Source organism: Brevibacterium sp. XM4083, assembly GCF_006489205.2.
In the GTDB taxonomy this organism is placed as follows: domain Bacteria; phylum Actinomycetota; class Actinomycetes; order Actinomycetales; family Brevibacteriaceae; genus Brevibacterium.
On sequence record NZ_VFYR02000001.1, the window covers coordinates 459,475 to 483,552 of the forward strand.

Below are 24,078 nucleotides of genomic sequence, written 5' to 3' on the forward strand. Positions count from 1 at the left end.
GGGTCGGGTCGGTGGTCGGCGTGCTCATCGTCGCAGCGGGGTTTGCCGCAGCGGTGGTCGCGGTCACAGCAGCGGCCTCTGCTTCTTCACGGCGATCTCGTACTCCTCGCGTGCGGCCTGCGTGTCCGACATCGTCGAGGTCTCGGCGACGGGGACGTCCCACCAGCCCTCACCGTCGGGGGCGTAGACGAGCGGGTCGGAGTCGATGTGGATGAGCGTCGAGGTCGGTGCCTCACGGGCGGCGGCGACCGCCTCGGCGAGTCGGGTGCTCGCGTCCGGGCCCGGCGCGATCTCGACGACGTCGATCCCGTAGGACCGGGCGTTGGCGGCGAGATCGACGGGGAGGACCTCGTCGGTGCGGAAGTCGGTCGCCTCGGCGTCGTACTTCCGGTACCACGTCCCGAACCGGGGCGCGCCCACGGTCTCGGAGAGGTGCCCGATCGAGGCGTAGCCGTGGTTCTGGACGAGGACGACGATGAGCTTGAGGCCCTCGGCGACGGCGGTGACGAGTTCGGTGTGGAGCATGAGGTAGGAGCCGTCGCCGACCATGACGATCGCGTTGCGGTCCGCGGCCTCGACGACGCTGCCGTCGGGTGGGACCGCGCTGTCGTCGTCGCCTGTCGCGGCGATGAGCGCATCGGCGGCGTCGATCGCGCGCCGCACCCCGAGCCCGCCGGCGATCTCGTAGCCCATACACGAGAACGCGTATTCGACGTGGTAGCCGAGCGGATCGCGGGTGCGCCAGAGTTTCTGCAGGTCACCGGGCAGGGAGCCGGCGGCCTGGATGACGACGTCGCGGGGGCCGGCGGCGCGATTCACCGCGCCGATGATCTCCGCCTGGCCCGGCAGTGCGGCCTGCGTCGGTGCCACTGCGGCGTCGACCGTCGCCGTCCACACATCGCGTTCGGTCTCGATCCGACGGCGCAGCTCCGTGCTCACCCGATGATCGCCGAGGTGCTCGCGCAGACCGCGGATGCCCTCCCTGGCATCGGCGACGATGGGGAAGCGGCTGCCGTGCTTGAACGCGTCGAAGCCGGCGACGTTGAGGTTGACGAAGCGGACGTCGGGGTGGCCGAACACCGTGCGGCTGGCCGTCGTGAAGTCGCTGTAGCGGGTGCCGATGCCGATGACGACGTCGGCCTCGGCGGCGATCCGATTAGCGGCCGTCGATCCCGTCGCCCCGATCCCGCCGAGATTGAGCGGATGGTTCCAGTCGAGCACCCCACCGCCGGCCTGCGTCGTGGCCACGGGGATGCCCGTTGCCTCGGCGAAGGTGCGCAGCTCGTCCTCGGCGCCGGAGTAGAGGACGCCGCCGCCGGCGATGATGAGTGGGGTCCTCGCCTCCTCGATCGCCGCGACCGCGCGGGTGAGCGGCCCCCACTCCGGCAGCGGCCGGCGCAGATGCCAGTCGCGTTCGGCGAGGAACTCCTCGGGGACCTCGAGGGTCTCGGCCTGGACGTCCTCGGGCAGGGCGATCGTCACCGCACCGGTCTCCGCCGGGTCGGTGAGCACGCGCATCGCGGCCAGCGCGATCGAGAAGAGCTGCTCGGGCCGGTCGACCCGGTCGAAGAACCGCGACAGCGGCCGGAACGCGTCGGTGACCTGCAGTGATGTGTCGTGGGGGTGTTCGAGCTGCTGGAGCACGGGATCGGCCACCCGCGTGGCGAACGTGTCGGAGGGCAGGAGGAGTGCGGGCATCCGGTTCGCGGTCGCCAGGGCCGCACCCGTGAGCATGTTCGCGGCCCCCGGTCCGACCGAGGCCGCCGAGGCGAAGGTCGACCGGCGCCGATTCATCCGCGCGAAGCCGACGGACTCGTGGACCATCGCCTGTTCGTTGCGGGCCTGGTGGTAGGGCATCGCCCCGGGTTCGTCGTGGGCGAGCTGGCGCAGCGCCTGCCCGATGCCGGCGACGTTGCCGTGGCCGAAGATCCCGAAGGTGCCCGCGATCGTCCGCTGCCGGATGTCCCCGTCGACGGTGTACTGGCGGGAGAGGAAGGTCATCAGCGCTTGGGCGACCGTCATCGTCGTGGCCATCTCAGTTCTCCTCCGTCGCATCTGCAGTCTCACGCCCATAGGGCAGCCGGTTGTCGAACTCCTGGCCCTCCCACTGCTCCCGCACCCAGCCGTGCGCCGGATCGTCGGTGATGAGCCACACGCGTTCGGGGTCGGGGCCGGCCATGACGTTGAGGTAGTAGTTGTCGTATCCGGGGGCGGCCGCGAGCGGTCCGTGATAGCCGAAAGGGACGAGGGCGACGTCGCCGGTGCGCACGATCGCCGAGGTCTCGATCTCCCCGGCCGGTGACGAATACGTCGTGAAGAGGGCGAACGGATCGGCGGTTGCGGGCGCGTCGACACCGCGGGAGACGGCCGTCTCGAAGTAGTAGATCTCCTCGAGGCGGGACTCCTCCCCGGCGATCGCCTCGTCGTGCTTGTGGGGCGGGAAGGACGACCAGTTCTCCGCGGGCGTGATGACCTCGCACGCGATGATCTTCACGCAGTCGAGCCCCGCGGGGGTCGCGAAGTTGTGGACCTGGCGGCTCGAGCGGCCCGCACCGCGGAGTTCGACGGGGACCTCGGCGGCGGAGAGGAACTGGACCGGGCGGGTCTCCGTCGTCGGGGCCTCGCAGACCGCGAGGCGACCGACCCCGTGCAGGCTCGCCGAGGTGCCCGTGGGCAGATAGAGACAGTCGGCGGGACCCTGGAACACCGAGGGCCGGCCGGTCAGGGTCTGCTCTCCGGTCGTGCCGTCGGTCAGCGTGTAGTCGACGGTGAACGCCTCCCCGCTCAGCGGAACGATGACGCGTTCGACCGCCTCGGCGGGCAAGTCGACCTTGTCAGCGCGGTCCCCGCCGGCAGTGGGCCCGTCGCTTCCAGCGGTCTCCCCGCTGTCGGCGTTCTCCGTGGGAACGGGACCGCCGAGGTCGGCGATCTTCAGCCCCGTGTGCGCCCAGCCCTCGAGCGTCGCGTCGACGACGGATTCGAAGCCGTCACGGGTGAGTGTTCCGCGGGGGTGGAACCATTCGTTGGTCATGCTGTGGCCCTCTCGGATCCGTGGACGAGTGCGGCGGCGCGGTCGACGGCCCCGGCGACGTCGCCGTCGGCGGGGTAGACGATCGAGCGGCCGATGACGAGGCCGCGCACTCCGGGCAGTGCGAGCGCTGCCTCCCAGCGGCGGAACGTCGCCTCCGGGTCGGTCGAGCGCTCGCCGCCGAGGAGGAGGGTCGGCAGGGTCGTCGCGGCGAGGACGCGTTCCATGTCGTCGACGACGGGGATCTTCAGCCAGGTGTGCGCCGAGGTGGTGCCGAGTCCCTGGGCGATGCCGATCGAGGTGATGACGGCTTCGGGGGTGAGGAGGTTGCGGACCTTCCCGTCGACCCATTCGCTGAGGAAGGGCTCGAGCATCACGGGGATGTCGTGCTCCGCGCACGCGTTGATGGCGCGGGCGTTGGCCTCGAGCGCCGAGGCGGTCGCCGGGTCGCCGAGGCTGATGCGCAGCAGCGTCTTCGCGAGATCGATGCCGTCGCGGGCCATGCCGGCGGCGGTGTGGCCGGTGAAGCGGTCGTCGATCTCGAAGCCGGAGCCGGCGAGCCCACCGCGGTTCATCGACCCGACGGCGAGCCGGTTCTCGAGGCAGCCGAGGAACGCGAGGTCATCGAGGATGTCGGGGGTGGCGAGGACGCCGTCGACGCCGGGGCGGGCCAGTGCCGTCGCGAGCCGCTCGAGGAGGTCCGCGCGGTCGGCCATAGCGAGCGGATCGTCGCCGACCTTGTTCGCCCCGCGGGCGGGATGGTCGGCGGCGACGATGAAGAGGCGGGAGTCGCTGCCGCCGATCGGACGCCGCGTCCGGGCCGACCAAGCGGCGGAGATCGCGCCCGGATCGTCGAAGCGGGCATCGCGGAGGCGGGCGAGCGCGGCGGGGGAGAGGGTGGAGGTCGGCATCAGCGGTCCTTCGATGTCGCGGCGACGGGGGTTGTGGTGTCATTCGCCGAGGCGGTCGGGGGTGTTCCGATGACCTCGGTGACCTCGATGGTCGTGGGCATCGCGGTCGAGCATTCGCGGCGGGTCGCGACGATGGCTCCGGCGACGTTGGCGAAGCGCAGGAGGTAGTCGAGTTCCCACCCGGCGAGCAGCCCGAAGCACAGCGCACCGCCGAATCCGTCCCCGGCGCCGAGGCCGTTGACGACGTCGACGGGGTAGGGCGGGACTTCGACGCGCTCGGTCGCGGTCTTCGCGAGCACCCCCTTGGGGCCCTGCTTGACGATCGCGAGTTCGATGCCGCGTGCGAGCAGGGCGTCGGCGGCGCGGTCGGGATCGGTCTCGCCAACGGCGATCTCGCACTCCTCGCGGTTGCCCACGGCCACGGTGACGTGCTCGAGGGCACGGCCCACCTCGGCGGTGGCGGTGGCCGGATCGGACCAGAACATCGGGCGGTAGTCGAGGTCGAGGATCGTGTGCTCGGCCCGGTTCCGCGCCTGCCACGCGGCGTGGTGGGCCGTCCGGCTCGGTTCGCGGCTGAGCCCGGTGACGGTGGCCCAGAAGATCCGTGCCTGCGCGATCGCCGCGAGGTCGAGGTCGGCCTCGGTGATCGTGAGGTCGGGGGCGATCGGATCGCGGTAGAAGTAGAGCGGGAAGTCATCGGGCGGGAAGATCTCGCAGAACGTCACCGGAGTGTTGTGCTCGGCATCGGTGCCGACGAAGCGCTTGTCGACGCCGAGGCGGGCGAGCTCGGCCTTGAGGTAGCGCCCGAAGGGGTCGTCGCCGGTCGCGGTGATGACGGCCGAGTCGAGTCCGTACCGGGCCGCGGCGACGGCGACGTTCGAGGCCGAACCGCCGAGGTATTTGCCGAAGGTCGCGACCTCGGCGAGGCCGACACCGTCCTGGAGAGGGTAGATGTCGACGCCGATCCGGCCCATGCTGACAAGGTCGAAGGGCGCGGTTGAGCCGGTGGTGGTCTGCGGCTCCGAGGAGGGTGCCTGGGGCATGGACTTTCCGTTCCTTCCGTGCGGCGGCGTTGCCGTGAGTCCGTGGTCTGACGCAGTCCGAGCGGATGCTCAATCTTTGTCAGGACAAACTATTTGTCATGACAATATCACTCTTGGAGGTCTGCGTCACCCCTTTTTCTCTCGCGGATCTCCTCGGCGACGCTGACCAGGGGATGGACGTCCGTCGGCCACGACGAGGGTGGCGGCGTGGCACATCGCGCCGGGGCAGATCGCCGTGGCGGAGACGGGGCCAGCGCTCCGGTGCAGTTGCCGGGGGAGTCGCACCGACGACAGCTGCGCAGGCCGGGTCACCGGGCGACGAGCGTCGTCTCGAACGAGTAGAGGTCGGGCCGGTAGCAGTGGTCTCCCCATTCGATGATCGCCCCGGAGTTGTCGAGCGCGGTCCGCTGCATCGTCAGCAGCGGCGCCTCGGCGGGGGTGTCGAGGAGATCGGCTTCGTCGGGGGCGGCGGCACGCGCGCCGATGCGCTGGTGGGCGACGGAGAAGACGACCCCGCGTGCCCGCAGCGTCTCATAGAGCCCGGTGGTGACGAGTTCGCCCGCCGTGATGTCGGCGAACGGCTCCGGCAGGATGTTGTGGAGGAGGGCGAGCGGAGTCGCCCCGATGAGCCGCAGCCGGCGCAGATGCAGCGTCGGTGCTCCCTCGGCGACGCCGAGGTGGTCGGCGGTGTCGCGGTCGGCGGCCATGACCTGGTGGGAGAGCACCGTCGTCGCCGGCTTGTTGCCCGACTTCTCGAGGTCCTCGTTGAGGCTCGTGAGATCGACGGCGCGGGCGACAGGCCGCTGAAGGACCTGTGTGCCGACGCCGCGGCGGCGCACGAGCATCCCCTTGTCGACGAGGTCCTGGATCGCCTGGCGGATCGTCGGCCGGGACAAGCCGAGGCGCTTGGCCATCGACACCTCGTTCTCCAGCCGCGTGCCGGCGGCGAGATCGCCGGCGGCGATCGCGGCTTCGAGCCGACGGGCGATCTGGACGTAGAGAGGCGTCGCACCGCTCGCACGGTCGAGAGGACCGAAGAACTCCTCGGTGAGTTCGATCTCGGGTGCACGCGCCATGTTCTCTCCTTGCTCTCTCCCCGAGCTTACCGGGCGCAGACGCCCACTCGACCGCCTCGGCGCACCTGACCCTCCGGCGCACTCACTGCACGTGATCGCGGGCGGTCAGCAGCACCTCGGCGGCGGTGTCGAGTCCTTCGATCCGGCCGAGGTCCTCGTCCTCGTGTTCGATGTGCACGGCCATGTCCGGATCGACGGCGTGGAGGGCCGCGACGAACCGATCCCAGAACGCCTGGTCGTGGCCGCGGCCGAGCGCGACGAAGTCCCACGCGGACTCCGCGGGCCACCTGCTGATCGTCGCATCCCCGCGGATCCGGGTGATCCGGTCGCCGCTGAAGCGGGTGTGGCGGTCGTCAAGGACGCCGTGGATCGCGGCGGCCGGATTGATCCGTACGTCCTTGGCCGCGGCATGGACGACCCGGTCGCCGAGGTGGTCGATCGCGGCGAGCGGATCGATGCCCTGCCAGAAGAGGTGGGAGGGGTCCATCTCCGCGCCGATGCTCTCCGCGTCCGCAGCATCGATGAGGCGTTCGAGGGTCGCGGGATTGAAGACGAGGTTGTGCGGGTGCATCTCGATGGCGATCCTCACCCCGTGGTCGGCGGCGAGGCGGTCGAGGTCGCGCCACACCGGGACCGCGCGGGCCCACTGGTCGTCGAGGATGTCGAGGAGGGAGGACTCCCAGGGATTGACGATCCAGGTGGGGACGGCCGCCTCGGCGCCGGCACCGGGAAGACCGGACATCGTCACGACACGGGTCTGGCCGAGCCGGTGCGCGACGCGGATGGCGCGGTCGATGTCGGCAAGGGTCGGCGGGCCGATGTGGGGATCCGGGTGGAGGGGATTGCCGTTGGCGTTGAGGCCCGCGAGCTCGACTCCCGCCTCGGCGAAGATGCCGAGGTAGTCGTCGCGGGCGGTGTCGGAGGTCAGTATCTCATCGATCGTCGGCATGTGGACGGGTGGGAGGAAGCCGCCGACGTTGATCTCCGCGGCGTCGAGCCCGAGGTCGCGGATGACGGCGAGCGCCTCGGGCAGCGGACGATCGTGGAGGATCGCGGTGTAGACGCCGAACTTCACGTCGGCACCTCCTCGCGGGCGCCCGCGTGTGCCGCGGAGGCGATGACGGCGTCGCGCACGGCCAGGGCGTGGAGGCCCTCGGCGAAGGTCGCGCAGCGGGGGAGGGAGTCGGCGGCGGGTCGTCCGCCGACCTCCTGGAGGAAGGAGCGGGCCTGGAAGACGAAGCCGTCGTTCTGGCCGATGCCGATGCCGGGCGCCGCCATCGGCAGGCCGTCGGCGATGTAGGGGTGGGCCGGGCCGAGCTGGACCGTCGTCAGTCCGTCGCGCAGCGGGTCGCCGCTCGTCGTGCCGAGGTCGATCGAGCCGGGTGAGCGCATGTCGAAGCGGGCCGAGCCGTTCTCGCAGAAGACCTCGACGGCCAGCGTGTTCGGGTGGCCGGCCGAGATGCGCGAGACCTGGATCGTGCCCGACCCGGTGGGGAACTCGACGCCGAATCCGGCGTAGTCGTCGTTCGTCACCGGCTCGTACTCATCGCTGACCTCGACGTGGTCATGGCCGATGACGTGACCGAGCGGCAGCGGGCGTTCGGTGATCGCGGTGTGGAACCGGCCGCCGGAGACCGCGAGGATCGGGCCGGCGATGAATTCGACGGTGTCGGTGAGGTGGCTGCCGAGGTCGGCGAGTGCCCCGGTGCCCATGTCGCCGGTGTAGCGCCAGCTCATCGGGGCCAGCGGTGAGCACGCGTAGTCGGTCCAGTAGTGGGCGTCGATGTGGTGGACGGGGCCGAGGGTGCCGTCGGCGACGAGGTCGGCGATCGCGGCGATCCCGGGCGCGCGGCGGAAGGTGAAGCCGAGGCGCGCGATCGTCGGTGCGGCCTCAGCGGCGGCGACCATCGCCTCGGCGTCGGGAATGGTGTCGGTCAGCGGCTTCTCGCACAGGACGTTCTTGCCGGCGGCGAGCAGAGCCTCGACGAGCTCACGGTGGAGGGAGTTCGCGACGACGACGCTGACGATGTCGATGTCATCGGCGTCGACGATGGTGCGCCAGTCGGTGTCATAGCGCTCGTAGCCGAAGTGGGCGGCGGCCGCCTCGGCGACCTCCGGGACCATGTCGCACACGGAGACGAGCCGGACCGGGGGAGTGGTTTCGCTGGGGGCTGCGCGCCAGGCGGCGGCGTGGGCGCGACCAGCCATGCCTGCGCCGATGACGGCGACGCCGAGTGGGTTGACCATGACTTCTCCTTCGAAGACCGAGGTGGACATCTCCACCCTAGCGAGATATTTGTCCGGTCAAAAGAGTTTCATGAGATCAATTTGTCCAGACAATTGATTGACGGCCGATTGAGACGCGATCGGGTCCCGGGTTCCCAGGAGACTCCCCGGTAACAGCGTCAAGTCCCGTTGTATTCTCGCAATGGGCCGTCGGCCCGGCACGTCCCATCAATGGTGGGAAGACGCTGGTCAGAGGCGTCTTTCACGAACCGAGGAGTACACATGTCAGAGAAGCCTGCTGTCGTCCTGGTCCATGGATTCTGGGGAGGTGCCGCCCACTGGGCCGATGTCATCGTCGAGCTGAGCAAGCGGGGCTACACCGATCTCCACGCGGTCGAGAACCCCCTCACCTCGCTCGGCGATGATGCCGAGCGCACGCGGAAGATGGTCGCCCAGATCGACGGCCCGGTCATCCTCGTCGGCCACTCCTACGGCGGTGCCGTCATCACCGAGATGGGCGACCAGTCCAACGTCCTCGGCCTCGTCTACATCGCCGCATTCGCCCCCGATGCCGGGGAGAGCCCCGGTGGGATCACCCAGGAGATGCCGCCCGAGGGTGCTGCGAGCATCGCCCCCGACTCCGACGGCTACCTCTGGATCGCGCAGGACAAGTACCACGAGAGCTTCTGCCAGGACCTCGGCGACGAGCAGGCCCTCGTCATGGCGGTGACGCAGAAGGCGCCGCTGGGATCGACGTTTGAGGACATGATCACGGCCCCGGCGTGGAAGGCGAAGCCGACGTGGTACCAGGTCTCGACGCAGGACCGGATGATCGCCCCGGACAACGAGCGCCGAATGGCCGAGCGGATGCAGCCGCAGAAGACGATCGAGCTCGACGCCAGCCACGCCTCTTTGGCCTCGCAGCCGAAGGCCGTCGCCGACCTCATCGACGAGGCCGCGACGACGATGATGGCGTAGGGCCGCCCCAGGCACCGCAGTCGCCCGGTGATCGGCTGCCCGGTGGTCGGCTGGTGTCGGTCGCCCGATGATCGGGTGGGGTCGCAGTCAGCGGTCCGCACCGCTCGGATCGCCGCGTGACCCGACGTGCTGCCTGACACGACGCCCCCGAGGGGGATCCGGCTCGAGATTCGTCGTGATGTCGAGTCGGATCCCCCGCGGGGGCGTCGGTGTGTCGGTGCGGGCGCTCTCGCCCGGTGACCTCAGTTCGGGGTGACCTCAGTCTGGGGCGGGCGCACTCCGTGCCGGGCTCGGTCCGGGGCGGGCTCAGTCCGTGCCGGTGTCGAACGCGGCGGAGAGGCCTGAACGGTCGGTCGCGGCATCGACGTCGACCGGGGAGCTCGCGATCTCCTCGGCGCCACCGGCCTCGAGAGAGCCGACGAGCTCCGAGGTCGGGCCGGAGACGATGCCCATCGCCGCGTACTGCTCGAGGCGGGCACGGGAGTCGGCGATGTCGAGGTTGCGCATCGTCATCTGCCCGATCCGGTCCTCAGGGCCGAACGCGGCGTCGCCGACGCGCTCCATCGACAGTTTCTCCGGGTGGTAGGACAGGTTGGGGCCCTCGGTATTGACGATCGTGTAGTCGTCACCGCGGCGCAGGCGCAGGGTGACCTCGCCCGTGATCGCCGAGGCGACCCACCGCTGCATGGATTCGCGGAGCATGAGCGACTGCGGGTCGAGCCAGCGGCCTTCGTACATCCGGCGGCCGAGGCGGCGCCCCTCCTCGTGGTAGAGGGCGATCGTGTCCTCGTTGTGGATCGCGTTGAGCAGGCGCTCGTACGTGATGTGGAGCAGCGCCATGCCCGGGGCTTCGTAGATGCCGCGCGACTTCGCCTCGATGATCCGGTTCTCGATCTGGTCGGAGACGCCGAGGCCGTGCCGGCCGCCGATCTCGTTGGCCTTGTAGACGAGGGCAACGGGGTCGTCGAAGACCTCGCCGTTGATCGCCACGGGCCGCCCGGCTTCGAAGCGGACCGAGACCTCTTCGGTCTCAACCTCGACGTCGTCGCGCCAGGCGGCGACGCCCATGATCGGTTCGACGATGTCGAGTCCGGCGTCGAGGAACTCGAGGCTCTTCGCCTCATGCGTCGCGCCCCAGATGTTCGCGTCCGTCGAGTACGCCTTCTCCGCGGAGTCGCGGTACGGGTAGCCGTGGGCGACGAGCCATTCGCTCATCTCCTGCCGCCCGCCGAGCTCCTCGACGAACGTCGAGTCGAGCCACGGCTTGTAGATGCGCAGCTTCGGGTTGGCCATGAGGCCGTAGCGGTAGAACCGCTCGATGTCGTTGCCCTTGTAGGTCGAGCCGTCGCCCCAGATGTCGACGCCGTCCTCCTTCATGGCGCGCACGAGCATCGTGCCGGTCACGGCCCGGCCCAGCGGCGTCGTGTTGAAGTAGGTCTTCCCGCCCGAGCGGACGTTGAACGCACCGCACTGTAGGGCGACGAAGCCCTCTTCGACGAGGAGGCGCTTGGCGTCGACGAAGCGCGCGATCTCCGCCCCGTACTCCTTCGCCCGCGCGGTCACGCCGTCGAGGTCGGGCTCGTCGTACTGGCCGATGTCGGCGGTGTACGTGCACGGGATCGCGCCCTTGTCGCGCATCCAGGCGACCGCGCACGAGGTGTCCAGGCCACCGGAGAAGGCGATGCCGACGTATTCGCCGACGGGCAGAGTTGAGAGAACTTTCGACATGGTCATCACTGTATCTCTCCGACGCCACCCATGTCGAATTGTTATGCAGAGCTATGTATTTTTATGTGCCAGCGCCGAGGTGGCCCGCCGTTCCGCTGCCCGCGGCCCGCCGTTCCGTTGCCCGCGGCCTGCCGTTCCGCACGACGTTGCTAGGGCGACACACCCCTCGTGTCGGCGAAAAGTGGTTTTGCCGACGCCTAGTTGTCGGGCATTTTCACTTTTGACCCGCAATGTCGCCGCCCGTTCGACTTCTCGCCCGCGGAAGTGCGTTTCGCACGCACCCGCACTTCTCGCCACCGAGGCAGCGCGCGGCACCCTTCCGGCCGGTGAGGCTCGGGGCGGCACACCCTACGTGTCGGCGAAAAGTGGTTTTGCCGACGCCTAGTTGTCGGGCAATTCCACTTTTGGCCCGCAGTGCCGCCGCACCGCCAGACTTCTCGCACGCGGGAGTGCGTTTCGCGCGCACCTGCACTTTTCGCCGTCGAGGCAGCGCGCGGTGCCCTTCCGGCCGGTGCGGCGCGGCCGGGTCAGCGCGCGACGCCCGTCCGGCCGGTGAGGCGCGGCAGGGTCAGCGGCGCTGGTGGGATCGGATCGCCTCGGCGACGGCGATGGCATCGTCCTGCGGGGCGTCGGACTTCCGATCCGGTCGCGCGATGAACAGGTAGAGGAACCCGGCGGCGAGGACGACGACGAGCCCGATGAGGACGATGTAGTCGGAGAAGAACGCGCCGGTATCGCCGGGCATCGCGAGGAGGATCATCGCGAAGATGCCGTACGCGAGTGCGAGCACGTTGACGATGGCGCCCCACGCCCCCAGCGACCACGGCCCGGCCGGCTTCCACCCCTTGGCCCGCTGCCGCAGGGAGGCGAGGACGACCATCTGGAACGCGAGGTAGATGCCGAGGATCGCGAACGACGTGACGGCGACGAGGATGCCGTCGTTGAACCAGATGAGCACGCAGATGAGCGCCGGTGCCGTGCAGGCGACGATGAGGGCGTTGCGGGGGACCTTCGTGCCCTCGGTGACCTTCGAGAGCCACCGGTGGCCGGGCATCATCCCGTCGCGGGCGAAGCTGAAGATGAGGCGCGAGGCGGCGGCCTGGAGGCTGAGCACGCAGGAGATGAACGCGAGGATCGCGATGAGGAGGAAGAGCTTCGCGCCGACCGGGCCGAGGCTGCCCTCGAGGATCGAGGGGATCGGGTCGGCGACCTCGCCGGCGACGATCGCGTCGAGGTTCGGGGCGGCGAGGACGTAGCCGCCGAAGGAGAAGAGCGCGGAGACCGCCCCGACGATGATCGTCATGATCATCGCCTTGGGGATGCGGCGGGCGGGGTCCGAGACCTCCTCGGCGACGTCGGCGCACGCTTCGAAGCCGTAGAAGAGGAAGAGGCCGGCGACGGCCGCACCCATGAAGGCCGCGAGGTAGCTGCCGTCACCGGCGACTCCCATCGCGTCGAAGAACACGGAGAACGGGTGCTTGCGCTCGAAGATGAGGAGGAAGAGCCCGAGCCCGATGACGCCGATGAGTTCGGCGAAGAGGCCGATGCGGGCGATGCGGGCGAGCCATTTCGTGCCGCTGAAGTTGATCGCCAGCGCCAGCACGAGGAGGACGAGCGCGAGGATGAGGGTGACGTTGCGGGTGAGTTCGAGGCCGAAGAGGCTCGCGACGAAGCCCGCCCCGAACTCCGCCACCGAGGTGATCGTCACGATCATCGCGCAGATGTAGACCCACGCGGCCATCCACGCGTACCGCTTGCCCCAGAGCCGGCGCGTCCACGGGTAGATGCCGCCGGCGATGGGGAACTGGGAGACGACCTCGCCGAAGACGAGGGCGACGAGGAGCTGACCGGCGGCGACGATGACGATCCACCAGATCGAGGGCGGACCGCCGGCGGCCAGGGCGACGGCGAGCAGCGAGTAGACGCCGACGAGCGGGGAGAGGTACGTGAATCCGAGGGCGAAGTTCGCCCACAGGCTCATCGATCGGTCGAAGGAGTCGCTGTAGCCGAGGACGGAGAGATGGTCGCCATCGGAGAGGTGGTTGCCGGGGCTCGCCGAGGCGGGGGTGCCGGGGCCGTCGGCAGGGCCGGGTTGGGCGGATTGCTGGGGATTATCGGACATGGGGTGCACCTTTGCACGAATCGACGGTGATTCAACCAGCTCATCGTAGCTGACCAGGGACGAAGCCGAGCCTGTCGGGCTGACGTGTCGCCCACGGGGTGGGGAGAGGTGTCGCCCACGGGGTGGGGAGACCTGTCGTCGCTGGGCCGGAAGATGGGTCGGTCGCGGGACGGGGAGCCGGGTCGGTCGCGGGACGGAGGGAGAGATCATCCGCGTGCGGGAGGCTCAGCCGTCCGGGCGGTCGTACATTGGAGGGACGAGCACGGAAGGCCGGCACTGCACGGAGAACACCGGAGCGCCGGAGCGGTGAGAACCGGCACTGAGAGCACCGGAGCGGAGGAGATCATGGGTCGAGCGATCGAGCATCACGAGTCATCGGCCACGAGGCCTGGCGAGAACTGGCGCACGGACGACGACGCTCCCACGGACGAGAACGGGCGCACGCACGACGCTGAGCGCCGGTTCGACGACCGGAGGCGTCCGCTCGACATCGTGCCCGCACGCGTCCCGTGGCCGGCCGTCGGAGTCTTCGTCCTCGTCGCGGGCAGTCTGGCCTGGGTGGCCTGCCTGCCGCTGTGGCTCTCCGGCAAGGGGCTGAGCGATCCAGTCCTTGTGCAGCTGTGTGGGATGGCGATGATGTTCACGCCGTTGCTCGCCACCATCGCCGCACTGATCGTCCAGCGCAGGCGTCACCCCAAGACCCGGGTTCGCCCCAAGACCGAACCCAATCTCCACACTGAACCCCACCCCGAGGCACCCACCGGCGCCCGCCCCGAGGCACCAACCGGCTCTCACCCCGCGGCGCCCGCCGGCACGGATTCCGAAGCCACGGACCCCGACACCTCCGCGGTCGGAGCCGGCCGCCTGGCGAGCATCCCGCGCTATCTCGGTCTCTGGCCGCTCTACCCGGTCGGTCGAGTCCTCGGCATGAGCGGTCTCGCCGTGATCGGCATCTACGCGATCGTCATGGCCGGCTACCTCGTCGCCGCGGCATTCGGCTGGATGGACATCGACCTGCTCGGGCTCTCGGGCTACCGGCTGGCGCAGCAGGCGATTCCGGGGATCAGCACGCTGCCGATCGTCGCCTCCGTGGCCGTCTACCTCCTCCTCATCGTCGTCAACACCGGCGCGAACGTGCTCTTCGCCTTCGGAGAGGAGGTGGGCTGGCGCGGCTGGCTCATCACGAGCCTCCGCCCGCTCGGCACCTGGCCGGCGCTGATCATCATCGGCGTCGTGTGGGGGCTGTGGCACGCCCCGCTCATCCTGCTCGGCTACAACTTCGCCCGGCCCGACCTCCTCGGCCTGGCACTCATGGTCGGCGGGTGCGTCATGGTCGGCATCCTGCTCGGTTGGCTGAGGCTGCGCACAGGATCCGTATGGCCCGCGGTCACCGCCCACGCCGCCCTCAACGCCTCGGCGGGAATGCTGCTGGGTCTCGTCATCGACGCGAGCTCACCGACCCCCGACCCGGCGCTCGTCACGACCCTCGGGGTCGCCGGGTGGATTTTCATCGCCGTCGTCATCATCGTCCTGCTTGCCACCGGGCAGTTCCGTGAGTCGCGGTTCCCCGGCATCAAGCCGCCTCGCCGGAATGATCCCGTGAAGTCCCAGGTCGCCGAGGCGGCCGACCCTCGAGGCTCCCAGATGCGGTAAGCGTTGAGCGGGGGCCGGGGTTCCTATAGGCTCGGAATCCGAAAACCGCTGACGAGAGGAAGAAGCCCATGGCACTTGGATCATCGCTGCTGCGCACCGTGGGACGCATGGCTACCGCACCGATCTTCATCATCGGCGGATACTCCGCGCTGACGAATCCGGGAGGCCGCGTCGAGATGGCCGCACCGACGCTCGATAAGATCCGCGAGTACGTTCCCGCCCTGCCTGAGGACAACGAACTCCTCGTGCGCATCAACGGCGGCATCCAACTCGCCGCCGGCACGACCCTGCTGCTCGGCATCAAACCGCGCCTGTCCGCGCTCGCCCTCGCCGGCTCCCTCATCCCGACGACGATCGCCGGGCACGCTTTCTGGGAGGAGGACGAACCCCAGGCGACCGCGCAGAAGATGCAGTTCGCGAAGAACCTCGCCGCCCTCGGCGGCCTCATGCTCATCGTCGGTGCCGACGACCCGCACAAGGCGATCGAGAGGGCCGCCGACAAGGCCGGTCGCAAGGGTGAGAAGCGCGGCTACCGTGAGGCCAAAGAGGCGCTGAAGCAGAAGTGACCGCGGAGCGCCCCGACTCCGATCCGACCTTCGTCTCACCCGCTGCGGTCGTCACCTTCGACGACATCGAGGACCCGCAGCTGTGGATGAAGCCGGGCCGGCGGGCCGACATCGCCATCGTCGACCACGACGAGGCCTGGGCTGATGACTTCGCGCGTCTGGCCGCGATGATCAGAGGCGCCCTGGGGGACACGGGGCTCGCGCTCCAGCACGTCGGGTCGACCTCGGTGCCGGGGCTCGCGGCGAAGCCGGTCATCGACATCGACGTCCTCGTCGCCGACCCGAGCGACGAGGACGCCTACCGCCCGGCGCTCGCCGCCGTCGGCTACGACTTGACCGTCCGCGAGCCGGCCTGGTACGAGCACCGAGTCTTCCGCCACGAGGACGCCGACGGCACACTGCGTTTGCCGCACTCGAACCTCCATGTCTTCGGTCCGCACTGCCCGGAGTTCGCCCGGCACCGGATCTTCCGGGATCACCTCACCCGCGATGCCGCCGACCGGCAGCGCTATGCCGAGGCCAAGCGCGGTGCCGCCGCCGAGGCGAACGCAGCGGGGGAGACGATGATGGACTACAACGCCCGCAAGCAGGCGGTCATCCGCGACATCTACGCCCGTGCGTTCGCCGCCGCGGGCCTCACTTGAGACTCCAGCCCGCGCCCGGCCCGGACACGAGTCCGTCGAACCGCGCGAGAGACCTCGATCCGAGCCGACCCCTGGCATTCTCACGCAGAGCGCCTATGCTCGAAGCATGGCGAAGGCACTTCTCATCGTCGACGTGCAGAACGACTTCACCGAGGGCGGAGCGCTCGCGGTGACCGGCGGGGACGCCGTCGCGTCCGGAATCTCCGACTACCTGGGCGCGCATGCCGGGGACTACGACGCGATCGTCGCCTCCCGGGACTGGCATGACGGCGACGGCGACAACGGCGGCCACTTCGCCGCTGCTCCCGATTTCGTCGACTCCTGGCCCGTCCACTGCGTGGCCGGCACCACCGGTGCCGAGTTCGATCCTCTCCTCGACACGAGCGCGGTCACCCACGCCGTCCGCAAGGGCCAGGGTGTGCCCGCCTATTCCGCATTCGAGGGGACGACGGAGACCGGGGACAGCCTCGGCGAGCTTCTCACCAGCCTCGATGTCGCCGAGGTCGACGTCGTCGGCATCGCCACCGATCACTGCGTGCGCGCCACGGTCCTCGACGGACTCGCCGCGGGACTGCGCGTCCGCGTGCTCGATGACCTCATCGCCGGTGTCGGCACCGAGTCGAGTGCGGCCGCGCTCGCGGAGATGAAGGCCGCCGGCGCGACCCTCGACTGAACCGCCGGCCCACGCTCCTCTCCCCATCGAAAGTTGCAGACGAAGTCTCAACTCTCTTCCGATGTGCCCGGCCAGGGAAATTGATGTGCTGGAGGCATGAAGAATTCCCTTGCAGCCATCGGCACCGCCCTCGTGTCGAAACGCGGCGCGTGGATCGTCCTCGGCGCCGTCCTCGTCCTCGTCACCCTCCTCTTCGGACTCCTCTCCGGGTCCGGGGAGGACCGCCCCATGGAGTCGGCCCCACCGGATTCGGAGTCGAGTCAGGTCGCCGACACCCTCGCGAAGTTCCCCGACGCCGATGAGCAGACCGTCATGGTCGTCGCCTCCCGCACCGACGGGCAGGCCCTGAGCACCGCCGACGAGTCGGACCTGACGGACTTGGGCGGTCGCCTCAGTCAGCCGGACGCCGAGGTCAGCGGTCCGGTGACGAGCGACGACGGGGAGGCGACACTGCTCATGGTGCCCATCACCGTGGGCCTGACGAACTCGGAGACCGCCGACACCGTCGACGCACTGCGGGCGACGATCGCCGGCGACGCCGGGGCCCAGCAGCTCGAAGCCTCCGGTGTCTCCCTCCTCGTCACCGGCGGCCCGGCGATCGGGGCCGACATCGCCTCGGCGTTCAACGGGGCCGACTTCACGCTGCTCATCGTCACGGTCGTCATCGTCGCCCTCCTCCTCATCATCACCTACCGCTCACCGATCCTCTGGCTGCTTCCGCTCGTCGTCATCGGCACCGCCGACGGGCTCGCCTCGACGGTGACCGCGGCGCTCGGCGATGCCTTCGACCTCCAGTTCGATGCCGGCATCATCAGCGTCCTCGTCTTCGGTGCCGGCGCCAACTACGCGCTCCTCCTCATCTCCCGGTACCGCGAGGAGCTCGCCCTCGTCGCCGACCACCGGGTCGCGCTCGCCGCGGCTTGGCGGCACACCGTCGGCACGATCCTCGCCTCGAACCTCACCGTCGTCCTCTCCCTGCTCAGCCTCGTCTTCGCCGTCATCCCCGGCACCCGCGGGCTCGGCATCACCGCAGCCGCCGGTCTCCTCATCGCCGCAGCCGCCGTGCTCATCGCCCTGCCCCCGGTGCTCGCGATCTGCGGCACACGGGTGTTCTGGCCGTTCGTGCCCACGGTCGACGGCAGCGCCACCGGTGCCACCCCCACCGAGGCGGCCGCCGCCTCCACCCCCATCGAGGCGACCGCCACCGCCCGAACGACCGCCTCGGCGCGACCGTCGCTCTGGCGTCGGATCGCCACGTGGGTCGTGCGCCGGCCCGGCCGCCACCTCGGCGCCGGCATCGCCGTGCTCGCGATCATGGCGACCGGACTGCTCGGCACAACGGTGGGTCTCGACCAGGAGGAGAAGTTCCGGGTCCAGTCGGAGTCGGCACAGGGCCTCTCGGTGCTGGGGGAGCACTTCCCGCCCGGGGAGTCCCAGCCGATCTGGGTCGTCGCCGACGCCGACCGCGCCGCCGACGTCGTCGACTCCGTCAGCGGGATCGACGGAGTCGTGCGCGCCGTGCCCGTCGCGGAGACGACGATCGACGGCGAGCCGACGGCGAAGATCATGGTCACCGGCGAATACGCCCCCGACAGCCCCGCCGGTCTCGACCTCGTCGAGACGATCCGCGCCGACGTCCACGCGATCGCCGGAGCCGACGCCGAGGTGGGCGGTGCCGCCGCCACGGAACTCGACGCCCGGGACGGCAACGCCCAGGACTTCCGCACGGTCGTCCCGCTCATCCTTCTCATCAGCGTCGTCATCCTCCTCGGGGTGCTCCGGGCGCCGCTCGTCGCCCTCACCCTCCTCGTCGTCAACATCGCTTCGACTGCCGCGGCGATCGGTCTCGGCGCGGCCCTGAGCCGGGTGATCTTCGGGCAGGCGGCGATCGACGCACAGGTGCCGATCCTCGCGTTCCTCTTCCTCGTCGCCCTCGGCATCGACTACTCGATCTTCCTCTCCCACCGGGCGAAGAAGGAATCCGAGGTCCACGGTGCGCGCCGGGGCATCATCGCCGCCGTCGCCCACACCGGCGGGGTCATCACGAGTGCGGGCATCGTCCTGGCCGGGGTGTTCGCGGCTCTCGGCATGCTGCCGCTCATGGTGCTCGGGCAGCTCGGGCTCATCGTCGGCGTCGGGGTCCTCGTCGACACCGTGGTTGTGCGCACGATCATCGTGCCCGCGATCTTCGGGCTGGCCGGCAGCCGGATCTGGTGGCCGAATCGCAAGATCGCCCGCGCCGAGGCGGTCGCGGAGTCCGCGGCCCCCGCGCGGTCACGTGGGGGTTCGGTCGCGGTCGAGGAGCCCCGGGTCGAGGTCGTCGATGCCCGGTGACGGCTATCCTGACGGGGAGAGGGAAGGGGGCGGTGTGAGCTCACACGGATGGACCGTGCGGACGATGGAGATCGGTCAGCACGCGATCGCCCTCGTCCTCACTGTGATCTCGGCCGTCCGCGCGGCCGTCGTCGGTGCTCCGGTGGCCGCGGTCATCGCCGTCAGCCTCGTCTTCCTCGCGTGGTACGTCCTCGGGGCGGTGCGGGCGGCGCGCAGCGAGGCGGTCGTGCTCGCGCGGTGGTGGCTGCTCGTCCTCGCCGCGATCTGGCTCGTCGCGCTCATCGTCTCCGCCGAGTTCATCTGGGTCGCCTTCCTCCTCTGGCTGCTCGCCGGGCACCTCTTCTCACTGCGCCTCGCCGTGGTCTTCACCGCGCTGACCTACCTCGCGACGATCGCCGCGCCCCTGCTCCACCACGGTACGGTGGGCACCGCGAGCGTCATCGGCTCCCTCATCGGGGCGGTGTTCGCCCTCGGCTTGTCCCGCGGGTACATCGAACTGCTGCGGGAGGGACGGCGCCGGGAGGAGCTCATCCGCTCACTCGAGGCCGCCCACCGCAGCCTCGTCGACCTCCAGGACGAACTCGCCCTCACCCAGCGTCACGCCGGTGAGCTGCGGGAGCGCACCCGGATCTCGCGCGACGTCCATGACACCGTGGCGCAGGAGATCTCCTCGATCCGGCTCATCGCCCACGCCGAGGCGGAGCGGACGACCGATCCGCACGCGCGGCAGGTGCTGCGACAGGTCGAGGATCTTGCGGCGGAGGGATCGCGGGACATCCGGCGGATCATCGCCGAGCTCACTCCGGCCGAACTCGAGGACGGGGCCCTGCCGGCGGCGCTGCGCCGCCTGCTCACCCGGCTCGAGGAGGAGACCGCGATGACGACCGGGCTCGCAGTCGACGAGACGATCACCGCGCTGCCCGCCGAGGTGGAGGTGGCGCTGCTGCGCACCGCCCAGTCTGCTCTCGCCAACGTCCGTCAGCACGCGCAGGCGTCGCGGGTCAATGTCAGCCTCATCGACTCCGAGGGCACGATCCGCATGGACATCGTCGACAACGGGGTCGGGGTCGACGCCGGTGATTCGCGCACCCGAGGCTCGGAGTCGGGGTTCGGGCTCGACTTCATCGCCGCGCGGATGCGCGAACTCGGTGGGGACCTCGTCATCGAGACGAGTCCCGGTGCCGGGTTCGCGATCTCGGCGACCGTGCCGCTGAGAGGGGTGAGCCGATGACGATCCGCGTGATCCTCGTCGACGACCATCCGGTCGTGCGTGCCGGCCTGCGCGCGGTCATCGACGCCCCCGAGCACATCGAGGTCGTCGGGGAGGCCGGGAACGGCGCCGAGGCGCTCGCCCTCGCCGCGAGCAGCGCCCCGGACGTCGTCGTCTGCGATCTGCGGTTGGGAGACGGCGTCGACGGAATCGCCGTGACGACGCAGCTGCGGGCCCTGCCGCACCCGCCGGCCGTGCTCATCCTCACGACCTTCGACCATGACGCGGAGATCGTCGCCGCGCTGCGCGCCGGTGCCGCCGGGTACCTCCTCAAGGACATCGAACCGGCGCAGATCACCGTCGCGATCGAGCAGGCGGCCCAGGGGCAGACGTACCTGCCGCCGGAGATCAGTGCGAAGGCGATCGCACAGATGCGCAATCCGGGACCCCAGCTGACCCGGCGCGAACTCGAAGTCGTCAAGCTTCTGGCGACGGGGGCGTCGAACGCGCAGATCGCACAGGAGCTCTTCGTCACCGAGGCGACCGTGAAGAGCCACCTCGTCAACGTCTTCGCCAAGCTCGGCGTCGACTCCCGGGCGCGGGCGATCCGCGTCGCCGAGGACTCAGGGCTCGTCTAGCGCCCTGCGCCGCCTCGACGGGCGGTGTCTCCTACCGCCCAAGACCGTAGTGCTCGGCGAAGGGATCCCAGTCCGGGTCGGAGTGGACCTCGAGCTCGACGTACCGGGCGGCCTCGGCAGCCGCCTCGGCGCCGGAGAGCTGCGCGATGAGGGCAGCCGTCATGTCCATGCCCGCCGCCACCCCCGACGACGTCCAGCGGTCACGGTCCTCGACCCAGCGGGCGTGCGGCACCCAGGTGACGTCCTCGCCCTGCGATGACGCCCACGCGAAGGCCACCTTGTTCGACGTCGCCCGATACCCGTCGAGGAGACCGGCGGCGGCGAGCACAGCGGACCCGGTGCACACCGAGGTGACCAGCGGTGAGGCGCGAGCCCACTTGGACAGGCGGGCGAGGAACTCGGGATCGGTGACGAGCCGCCGGGTGCCGTTCCCGCCTGGAACGAGGACGATGTCGGGTGAGGGCGCCGCGGACAGCGACTGAGTGGCGACCACCTCGGCGCCCTGACTGCTGCGGACCGGCCCGACCTCGGGGGCGATGTACGTGATCCGGTAGTCCTCGGGCAGCACGCTGAACAGTTCGACGGGACCGAAGACGTCGAGGAGTTCGAAGCCGTCGAAGAGGAGGATGCCCACGCTGCGCGATGTCGGTGCCTCGGTGCTCATGGGCCCATCGTAGCGGCGAGGGGTGACACGAATGGCGAGACTACAGGTGACCTATGATCTGTCCATGACCTCACCGACGCGCCGCCCCGTCCTCGCCCTCGTCGCCGTGGCGCTGCTGCTCGCCGGCTGCACCCCGGGCCGACCGAGTGCCGATCCCGCGCCGACGCCGACGACCACACCTGAACTCGCCGAGCCGATCGAGCTCGACTACCCGGCCGCGCTCGTCGTCGACGATGGAGTCGGTCGGGCACTCGTCACCGACTGGACCGCGCAGAAGCTGAGGGCCATCGATGCGCAGGGCACCGAGCTGTGGAGCATGGACGCCGTCATCGACGACGAACGCGGGGGCGCCGAGGCGTACTCGGCCGGCGACTCCGTCATCGTCCACGACTACACGGGGACGACGACTGCCTACGCATGGGCCGACGGCAGTGAGCAGTGGTCGTATGCGATCCCCGGAGATGCCCGGTCCTGCCACCGTCCCGAGTCGTTCGGCTCCCAGACCACGGGAGTCAGCCCCCACCTCGGCGAGGGTGACCTCCTGCTCCTCACCTACCTCGGCGTCGCTGACGAACCCGGGTGCACACCGACGAGCGAGGACGGCAGCGTCGCGGTCATCGCACTCGACCCGACCACGGGAAAGGAGGCGTGGCCGGCGCTGTCGACGGGACCCAAGGCCCGGATGTTCGGAGGCATCGAGGTCAACATCTCACCCGATCGCACCGTCGGGTACCTCTCGTTCGCCGACGGGCAGGCATCGGCCAGCGCCGACGGGGAGGACTCGGTGCTCTCGCGGATCGACCTGAGCACCGGAGCCAACGCCACGGTGTCCCTCGACCAATTGCGGAAGTTCGACGACTCCGGCGCGGACTCCTACGACGTCTACCCGACCTCCGACCCGGAGGCGCTCATCTACGTCTACGGCGCCGAGGACCCCGACGATCCCTTCAGCTCGATGATCACGCGCGCCGCTGATCTCACGGTGTCCGAGGGGCTCGAACCCACCGACGGCACCGTGCTCCAGGTCGGCGAGGGCGCCGCGGCGGCGGCGAAGACCGACACGACCGATCCCGTCTGCGCGGCCGATCTCCGGTTCACCGCCGCCGGCCAGCCGACGTGCGTGGAGACCGAGCTCTTCGCCTCGGCGATCAAGTACCAGGGTTCGGAGGGCGGACCGCAGGGGTGGTTCGCCGATGCGCCGGAGACCGCGCTCGACGTCGTCGGACTGCCCGGCGCACCGCAGTCGGTGCCCGTCGACGCCGGTGAGCGGGCGCTCGTCGTCGTGCCTGGACTCGACACGAGCGTCTTGGCCCTCGACGCGGCGACCGGAGAGACGGCGTGGACAGCGGGTGCCGCGGCGCCCCGTGCCCCCGTGTCCGCGACTGCGGAGACTGTCGACTCCGGCCCCACGTGGGGCGGTCAGGGCGTGCTTCCCGAGCTCGGACTCGTCGTCGTCACGGATGCGCAGACGACGAGCTTCTATGATGCCGCGACGGGCAGGACGATGTCCGAGCACCCGGCGCCCGAATTCGCGACCTTGACGTCGGGTTCACGGTTCGCCCTGGTCAGCGGTGACCGGTCGACGACGATGTGGGCCGTCGTCGACCGGTAGGAATCCCGCCGAGGCGGTCGAACCGGTGGCGCTCAGCCGTCCCCGCGCTCGAGGAGGCGATCGACGGTCGCGCACAGCGGCCAGAACTGCGACGACGGCAGGGGAGTGCCGGCCAGGGACGCCTCGAAGAAGGAGAGATGGGCGATCCATCCGGTGCGGTAGGAGTCGATGAGATCGCCGAGTCCGGCATGGCGCAGCACGAGCACCGATGGCGCGTCCGCGGCGGAAGTGTTTGCCTCGGCGGCGCCTACCTCGGCGGTGCTCGCCTCGGCATCCCGCGGAGCGCGGCCGCGGTCGGTCGGAGGCAGTTCGGCCGTCACGGAGACCGCGACGCGGCTCGTCGGCTCGTCGGGAAACGACCACGTCAGCTCGGCGCTGTGACCGTCGACGGCGAGGACCTCGGAGCGGCAGAGATAGCTGTCGTCGTGGTCGATGATGATCTCGCCGCCGACGCGGCTGTCGAAGGTCAGGGGACGGCCGAGCCATTCGCTCATCGTCTCGATGTTCTGCAGGTGCGCCCACACCGTCTCCGGTGACGCGGGCAGCTCCCAGGCGATGGTGAGGGTGTCGGCTGAACTGTCGGCGCTGAGTTCTCTGAGCGGCATGTGCGGTGAGCTCCTCACGTCATCGTCGACTTCCTTCTGCCCATGAGACTAGCGGATGCGTGCGCCCGGTGCGGAGCCTCAGCGCCCGCGCTGCCGGTGCGGTCCGACTCGCGGGCTGCGCTCCCGGTGCGGTTCGACTCGCCGGTGTGGTCGGCCATGCCGGTCGGGACGCGAATGCGGACGACCGTGACCTGAACGACCGTGGCCTGAACGACCGTGACTTGGACGGCCGTGACCTGGACGACCGTGACCCCGACGACCATGACCTGAACGACCATGACTTGAACACCGGATGGCCGATGGTTGTAAGTTGAATAACTGCAGAGTAACCACAGACTGAGTCCCGCCTGGTGACAGGGGTACAGGC

General features: G+C 69.9%; 21 protein-coding genes. 9 read left to right on the top strand and 12 right to left on the bottom strand.

Going from position 1 to position 24,078, the window contains the following annotated elements; all coding sequences use genetic code 11:
- Positions 1 to 63: 63 nt before the first annotated feature.
- The 7 genes from FJ887_RS01930 to FJ887_RS01960 form a co-directional block, all read right to left on the bottom strand.
- A complete protein-coding gene (locus FJ887_RS01930) occupies positions 64 to 2,034 on the bottom strand; it encodes a 3D-(3,5/4)-trihydroxycyclohexane-1,2-dione acylhydrolase (decyclizing) (RefSeq protein WP_171007029.1) in 1,971 nt (656 codons plus the stop codon).
- Position 2,035: 1 nt separating this feature from the next.
- Entirely contained in the window at positions 2,036 to 3,031 is a 996-nt protein-coding gene (iolB, locus tag FJ887_RS01935) for a 5-deoxy-glucuronate isomerase (RefSeq protein WP_137825390.1), read from the bottom strand.
- Positions 3,028 to 3,939 carry a class I fructose-bisphosphate aldolase gene (locus FJ887_RS01940; RefSeq protein WP_137825389.1) on the bottom strand — a complete coding sequence of 304 codons (912 nt, stop codon included), beginning with the start codon at positions 3,937 to 3,939 and terminating at the stop codon, positions 3,028 to 3,030. Before FJ887_RS01940 ends, iolB begins: the two co-directional genes overlap by 4 nt.
- Positions 3,939 to 4,982: a 5-dehydro-2-deoxygluconokinase gene (iolC, locus tag FJ887_RS01945; RefSeq protein ID WP_140954833.1), complete on the bottom strand. Its 1,044-nt coding sequence runs from the start codon at positions 4,980 to 4,982 to the stop codon at positions 3,939 to 3,941. Before iolC ends, FJ887_RS01940 begins: the two co-directional genes overlap by 1 nt.
- A gap of 308 nt (positions 4,983 to 5,290) precedes the next feature.
- Entirely contained in the window at positions 5,291 to 6,058 is a 768-nt protein-coding gene (locus FJ887_RS01950; protein WP_137825387.1) for a GntR family transcriptional regulator, read from the bottom strand.
- Positions 6,059 to 6,140: 82 nt separating this feature from the next.
- Complete coding sequence (locus FJ887_RS01955; protein ID WP_137825386.1) at positions 6,141 to 7,133, bottom strand: sugar phosphate isomerase/epimerase family protein; 993 nt, start codon at positions 7,131 to 7,133, stop codon at positions 6,141 to 6,143.
- The gene (locus FJ887_RS01960; protein WP_137825385.1) at positions 7,130 to 8,305 is read right to left on the bottom strand and encodes a Gfo/Idh/MocA family protein; all 1,176 of its coding nucleotides are present in this window, start codon (positions 8,303 to 8,305) and stop codon (positions 7,130 to 7,132) included. Before FJ887_RS01960 ends, FJ887_RS01955 begins: the two co-directional genes overlap by 4 nt.
- A 261-nt stretch (positions 8,306 to 8,566) precedes the next feature.
- On the opposite strand from FJ887_RS01960, the gene FJ887_RS01965 reads away from it, so the two are divergent.
- Positions 8,567 to 9,262: an alpha/beta hydrolase gene (locus FJ887_RS01965; RefSeq protein WP_137825384.1), complete on the top strand. Its 696-nt coding sequence runs from the start codon at positions 8,567 to 8,569 to the stop codon at positions 9,260 to 9,262.
- A gap of 306 nt (positions 9,263 to 9,568) precedes the next feature.
- Here the strand turns inward: FJ887_RS01965 and argG are convergent, their stop codons facing one another.
- A complete protein-coding gene (argG, locus tag FJ887_RS01970) occupies positions 9,569 to 10,990 on the bottom strand; it encodes an argininosuccinate synthase (protein ID WP_137825383.1) in 1,422 nt (473 codons plus the stop codon).
- Positions 10,991 to 11,558: 568 nt separating this feature from the next.
- Positions 11,559 to 13,112 (bottom strand): APC family permease, encoded by a 1,554-nt coding sequence (locus FJ887_RS01975; protein ID WP_137825382.1) that lies wholly within the window; start codon positions 13,110 to 13,112, stop codon positions 11,559 to 11,561.
- A gap of 345 nt (positions 13,113 to 13,457) precedes the next feature.
- Between FJ887_RS01975 and FJ887_RS01980 the strand changes: the two genes are divergently transcribed.
- The 7 genes from FJ887_RS01980 to FJ887_RS02010 all read left to right on the top strand — a co-directional run bounded on the left by FJ887_RS01980 (position 13,458) and on the right by FJ887_RS02010 (position 20,830).
- Positions 13,458 to 14,765, top strand: coding sequence for a CPBP family intramembrane glutamic endopeptidase (locus FJ887_RS01980; RefSeq protein ID WP_249356794.1), 1,308 nt, complete (start codon positions 13,458 to 13,460; stop codon positions 14,763 to 14,765).
- A 68-nt stretch (positions 14,766 to 14,833) separates the two neighbouring features.
- Entirely contained in the window at positions 14,834 to 15,331 is a 498-nt protein-coding gene (locus tag FJ887_RS01985) for a DoxX family protein (protein WP_137825826.1), read from the top strand.
- Complete coding sequence (locus tag FJ887_RS01990; protein WP_249356793.1) at positions 15,328 to 15,975, top strand: GrpB family protein; 648 nt, start codon at positions 15,328 to 15,330, stop codon at positions 15,973 to 15,975. The genes FJ887_RS01985 and FJ887_RS01990 overlap by 4 nt, the downstream gene beginning before the upstream one ends.
- A gap of 106 nt (positions 15,976 to 16,081) precedes the next feature.
- The gene (locus FJ887_RS01995; RefSeq protein ID WP_137825825.1) at positions 16,082 to 16,648 is read left to right on the top strand and encodes an isochorismatase family protein; all 567 of its coding nucleotides are present in this window, start codon (positions 16,082 to 16,084) and stop codon (positions 16,646 to 16,648) included.
- Between the two features lie 96 nt (positions 16,649 to 16,744).
- A complete protein-coding gene (locus FJ887_RS02000) occupies positions 16,745 to 18,982 on the top strand; it encodes an MMPL family transporter (RefSeq protein ID WP_137825824.1) in 2,238 nt (745 codons plus the stop codon).
- Positions 18,983 to 19,016: 34 nt separating this feature from the next.
- The gene (locus FJ887_RS02005; RefSeq protein ID WP_249356792.1) at positions 19,017 to 20,213 is read left to right on the top strand and encodes a sensor histidine kinase; all 1,197 of its coding nucleotides are present in this window, start codon (positions 19,017 to 19,019) and stop codon (positions 20,211 to 20,213) included.
- A complete protein-coding gene (locus tag FJ887_RS02010; RefSeq protein ID WP_137825823.1) occupies positions 20,210 to 20,830 on the top strand; it encodes a response regulator in 621 nt (206 codons plus the stop codon). Before FJ887_RS02005 ends, FJ887_RS02010 begins: the two co-directional genes overlap by 4 nt.
- 31 nt (positions 20,831 to 20,861) lie before the next feature.
- Here FJ887_RS02010 and FJ887_RS02015 read toward each other — a convergent pair whose 3' ends face one another.
- On the bottom strand, positions 20,862 to 21,494 hold the full coding sequence (locus tag FJ887_RS02015; RefSeq protein ID WP_137825822.1) for a DJ-1/PfpI family protein: 633 nt from the start codon (positions 21,492 to 21,494) through the stop codon (positions 20,862 to 20,864).
- A 64-nt stretch (positions 21,495 to 21,558) separates the two neighbouring features.
- Between FJ887_RS02015 and FJ887_RS02020 the strand changes: the two genes are divergently transcribed.
- On the top strand, positions 21,559 to 23,106 hold the full coding sequence (locus FJ887_RS02020; protein ID WP_137825821.1) for an outer membrane protein assembly factor BamB family protein: 1,548 nt from the start codon (positions 21,559 to 21,561) through the stop codon (positions 23,104 to 23,106).
- Positions 23,107 to 23,138: 32 nt separating this feature from the next.
- On the opposite strand, the gene FJ887_RS02025 is transcribed toward FJ887_RS02020, so the two are convergent.
- The gene (locus FJ887_RS02025) at positions 23,139 to 23,711 is read right to left on the bottom strand and encodes an SRPBCC family protein (protein ID WP_140954832.1); all 573 of its coding nucleotides are present in this window, start codon (positions 23,709 to 23,711) and stop codon (positions 23,139 to 23,141) included.
- A 14-nt stretch (positions 23,712 to 23,725) separates the two neighbouring features.
- Positions 23,726 to 23,989 (bottom strand): hypothetical protein, encoded by a 264-nt coding sequence (locus FJ887_RS02030; protein WP_137825819.1) that lies wholly within the window; start codon positions 23,987 to 23,989, stop codon positions 23,726 to 23,728.
- Positions 23,990 to 24,078 lie beyond the last annotated feature (89 nt).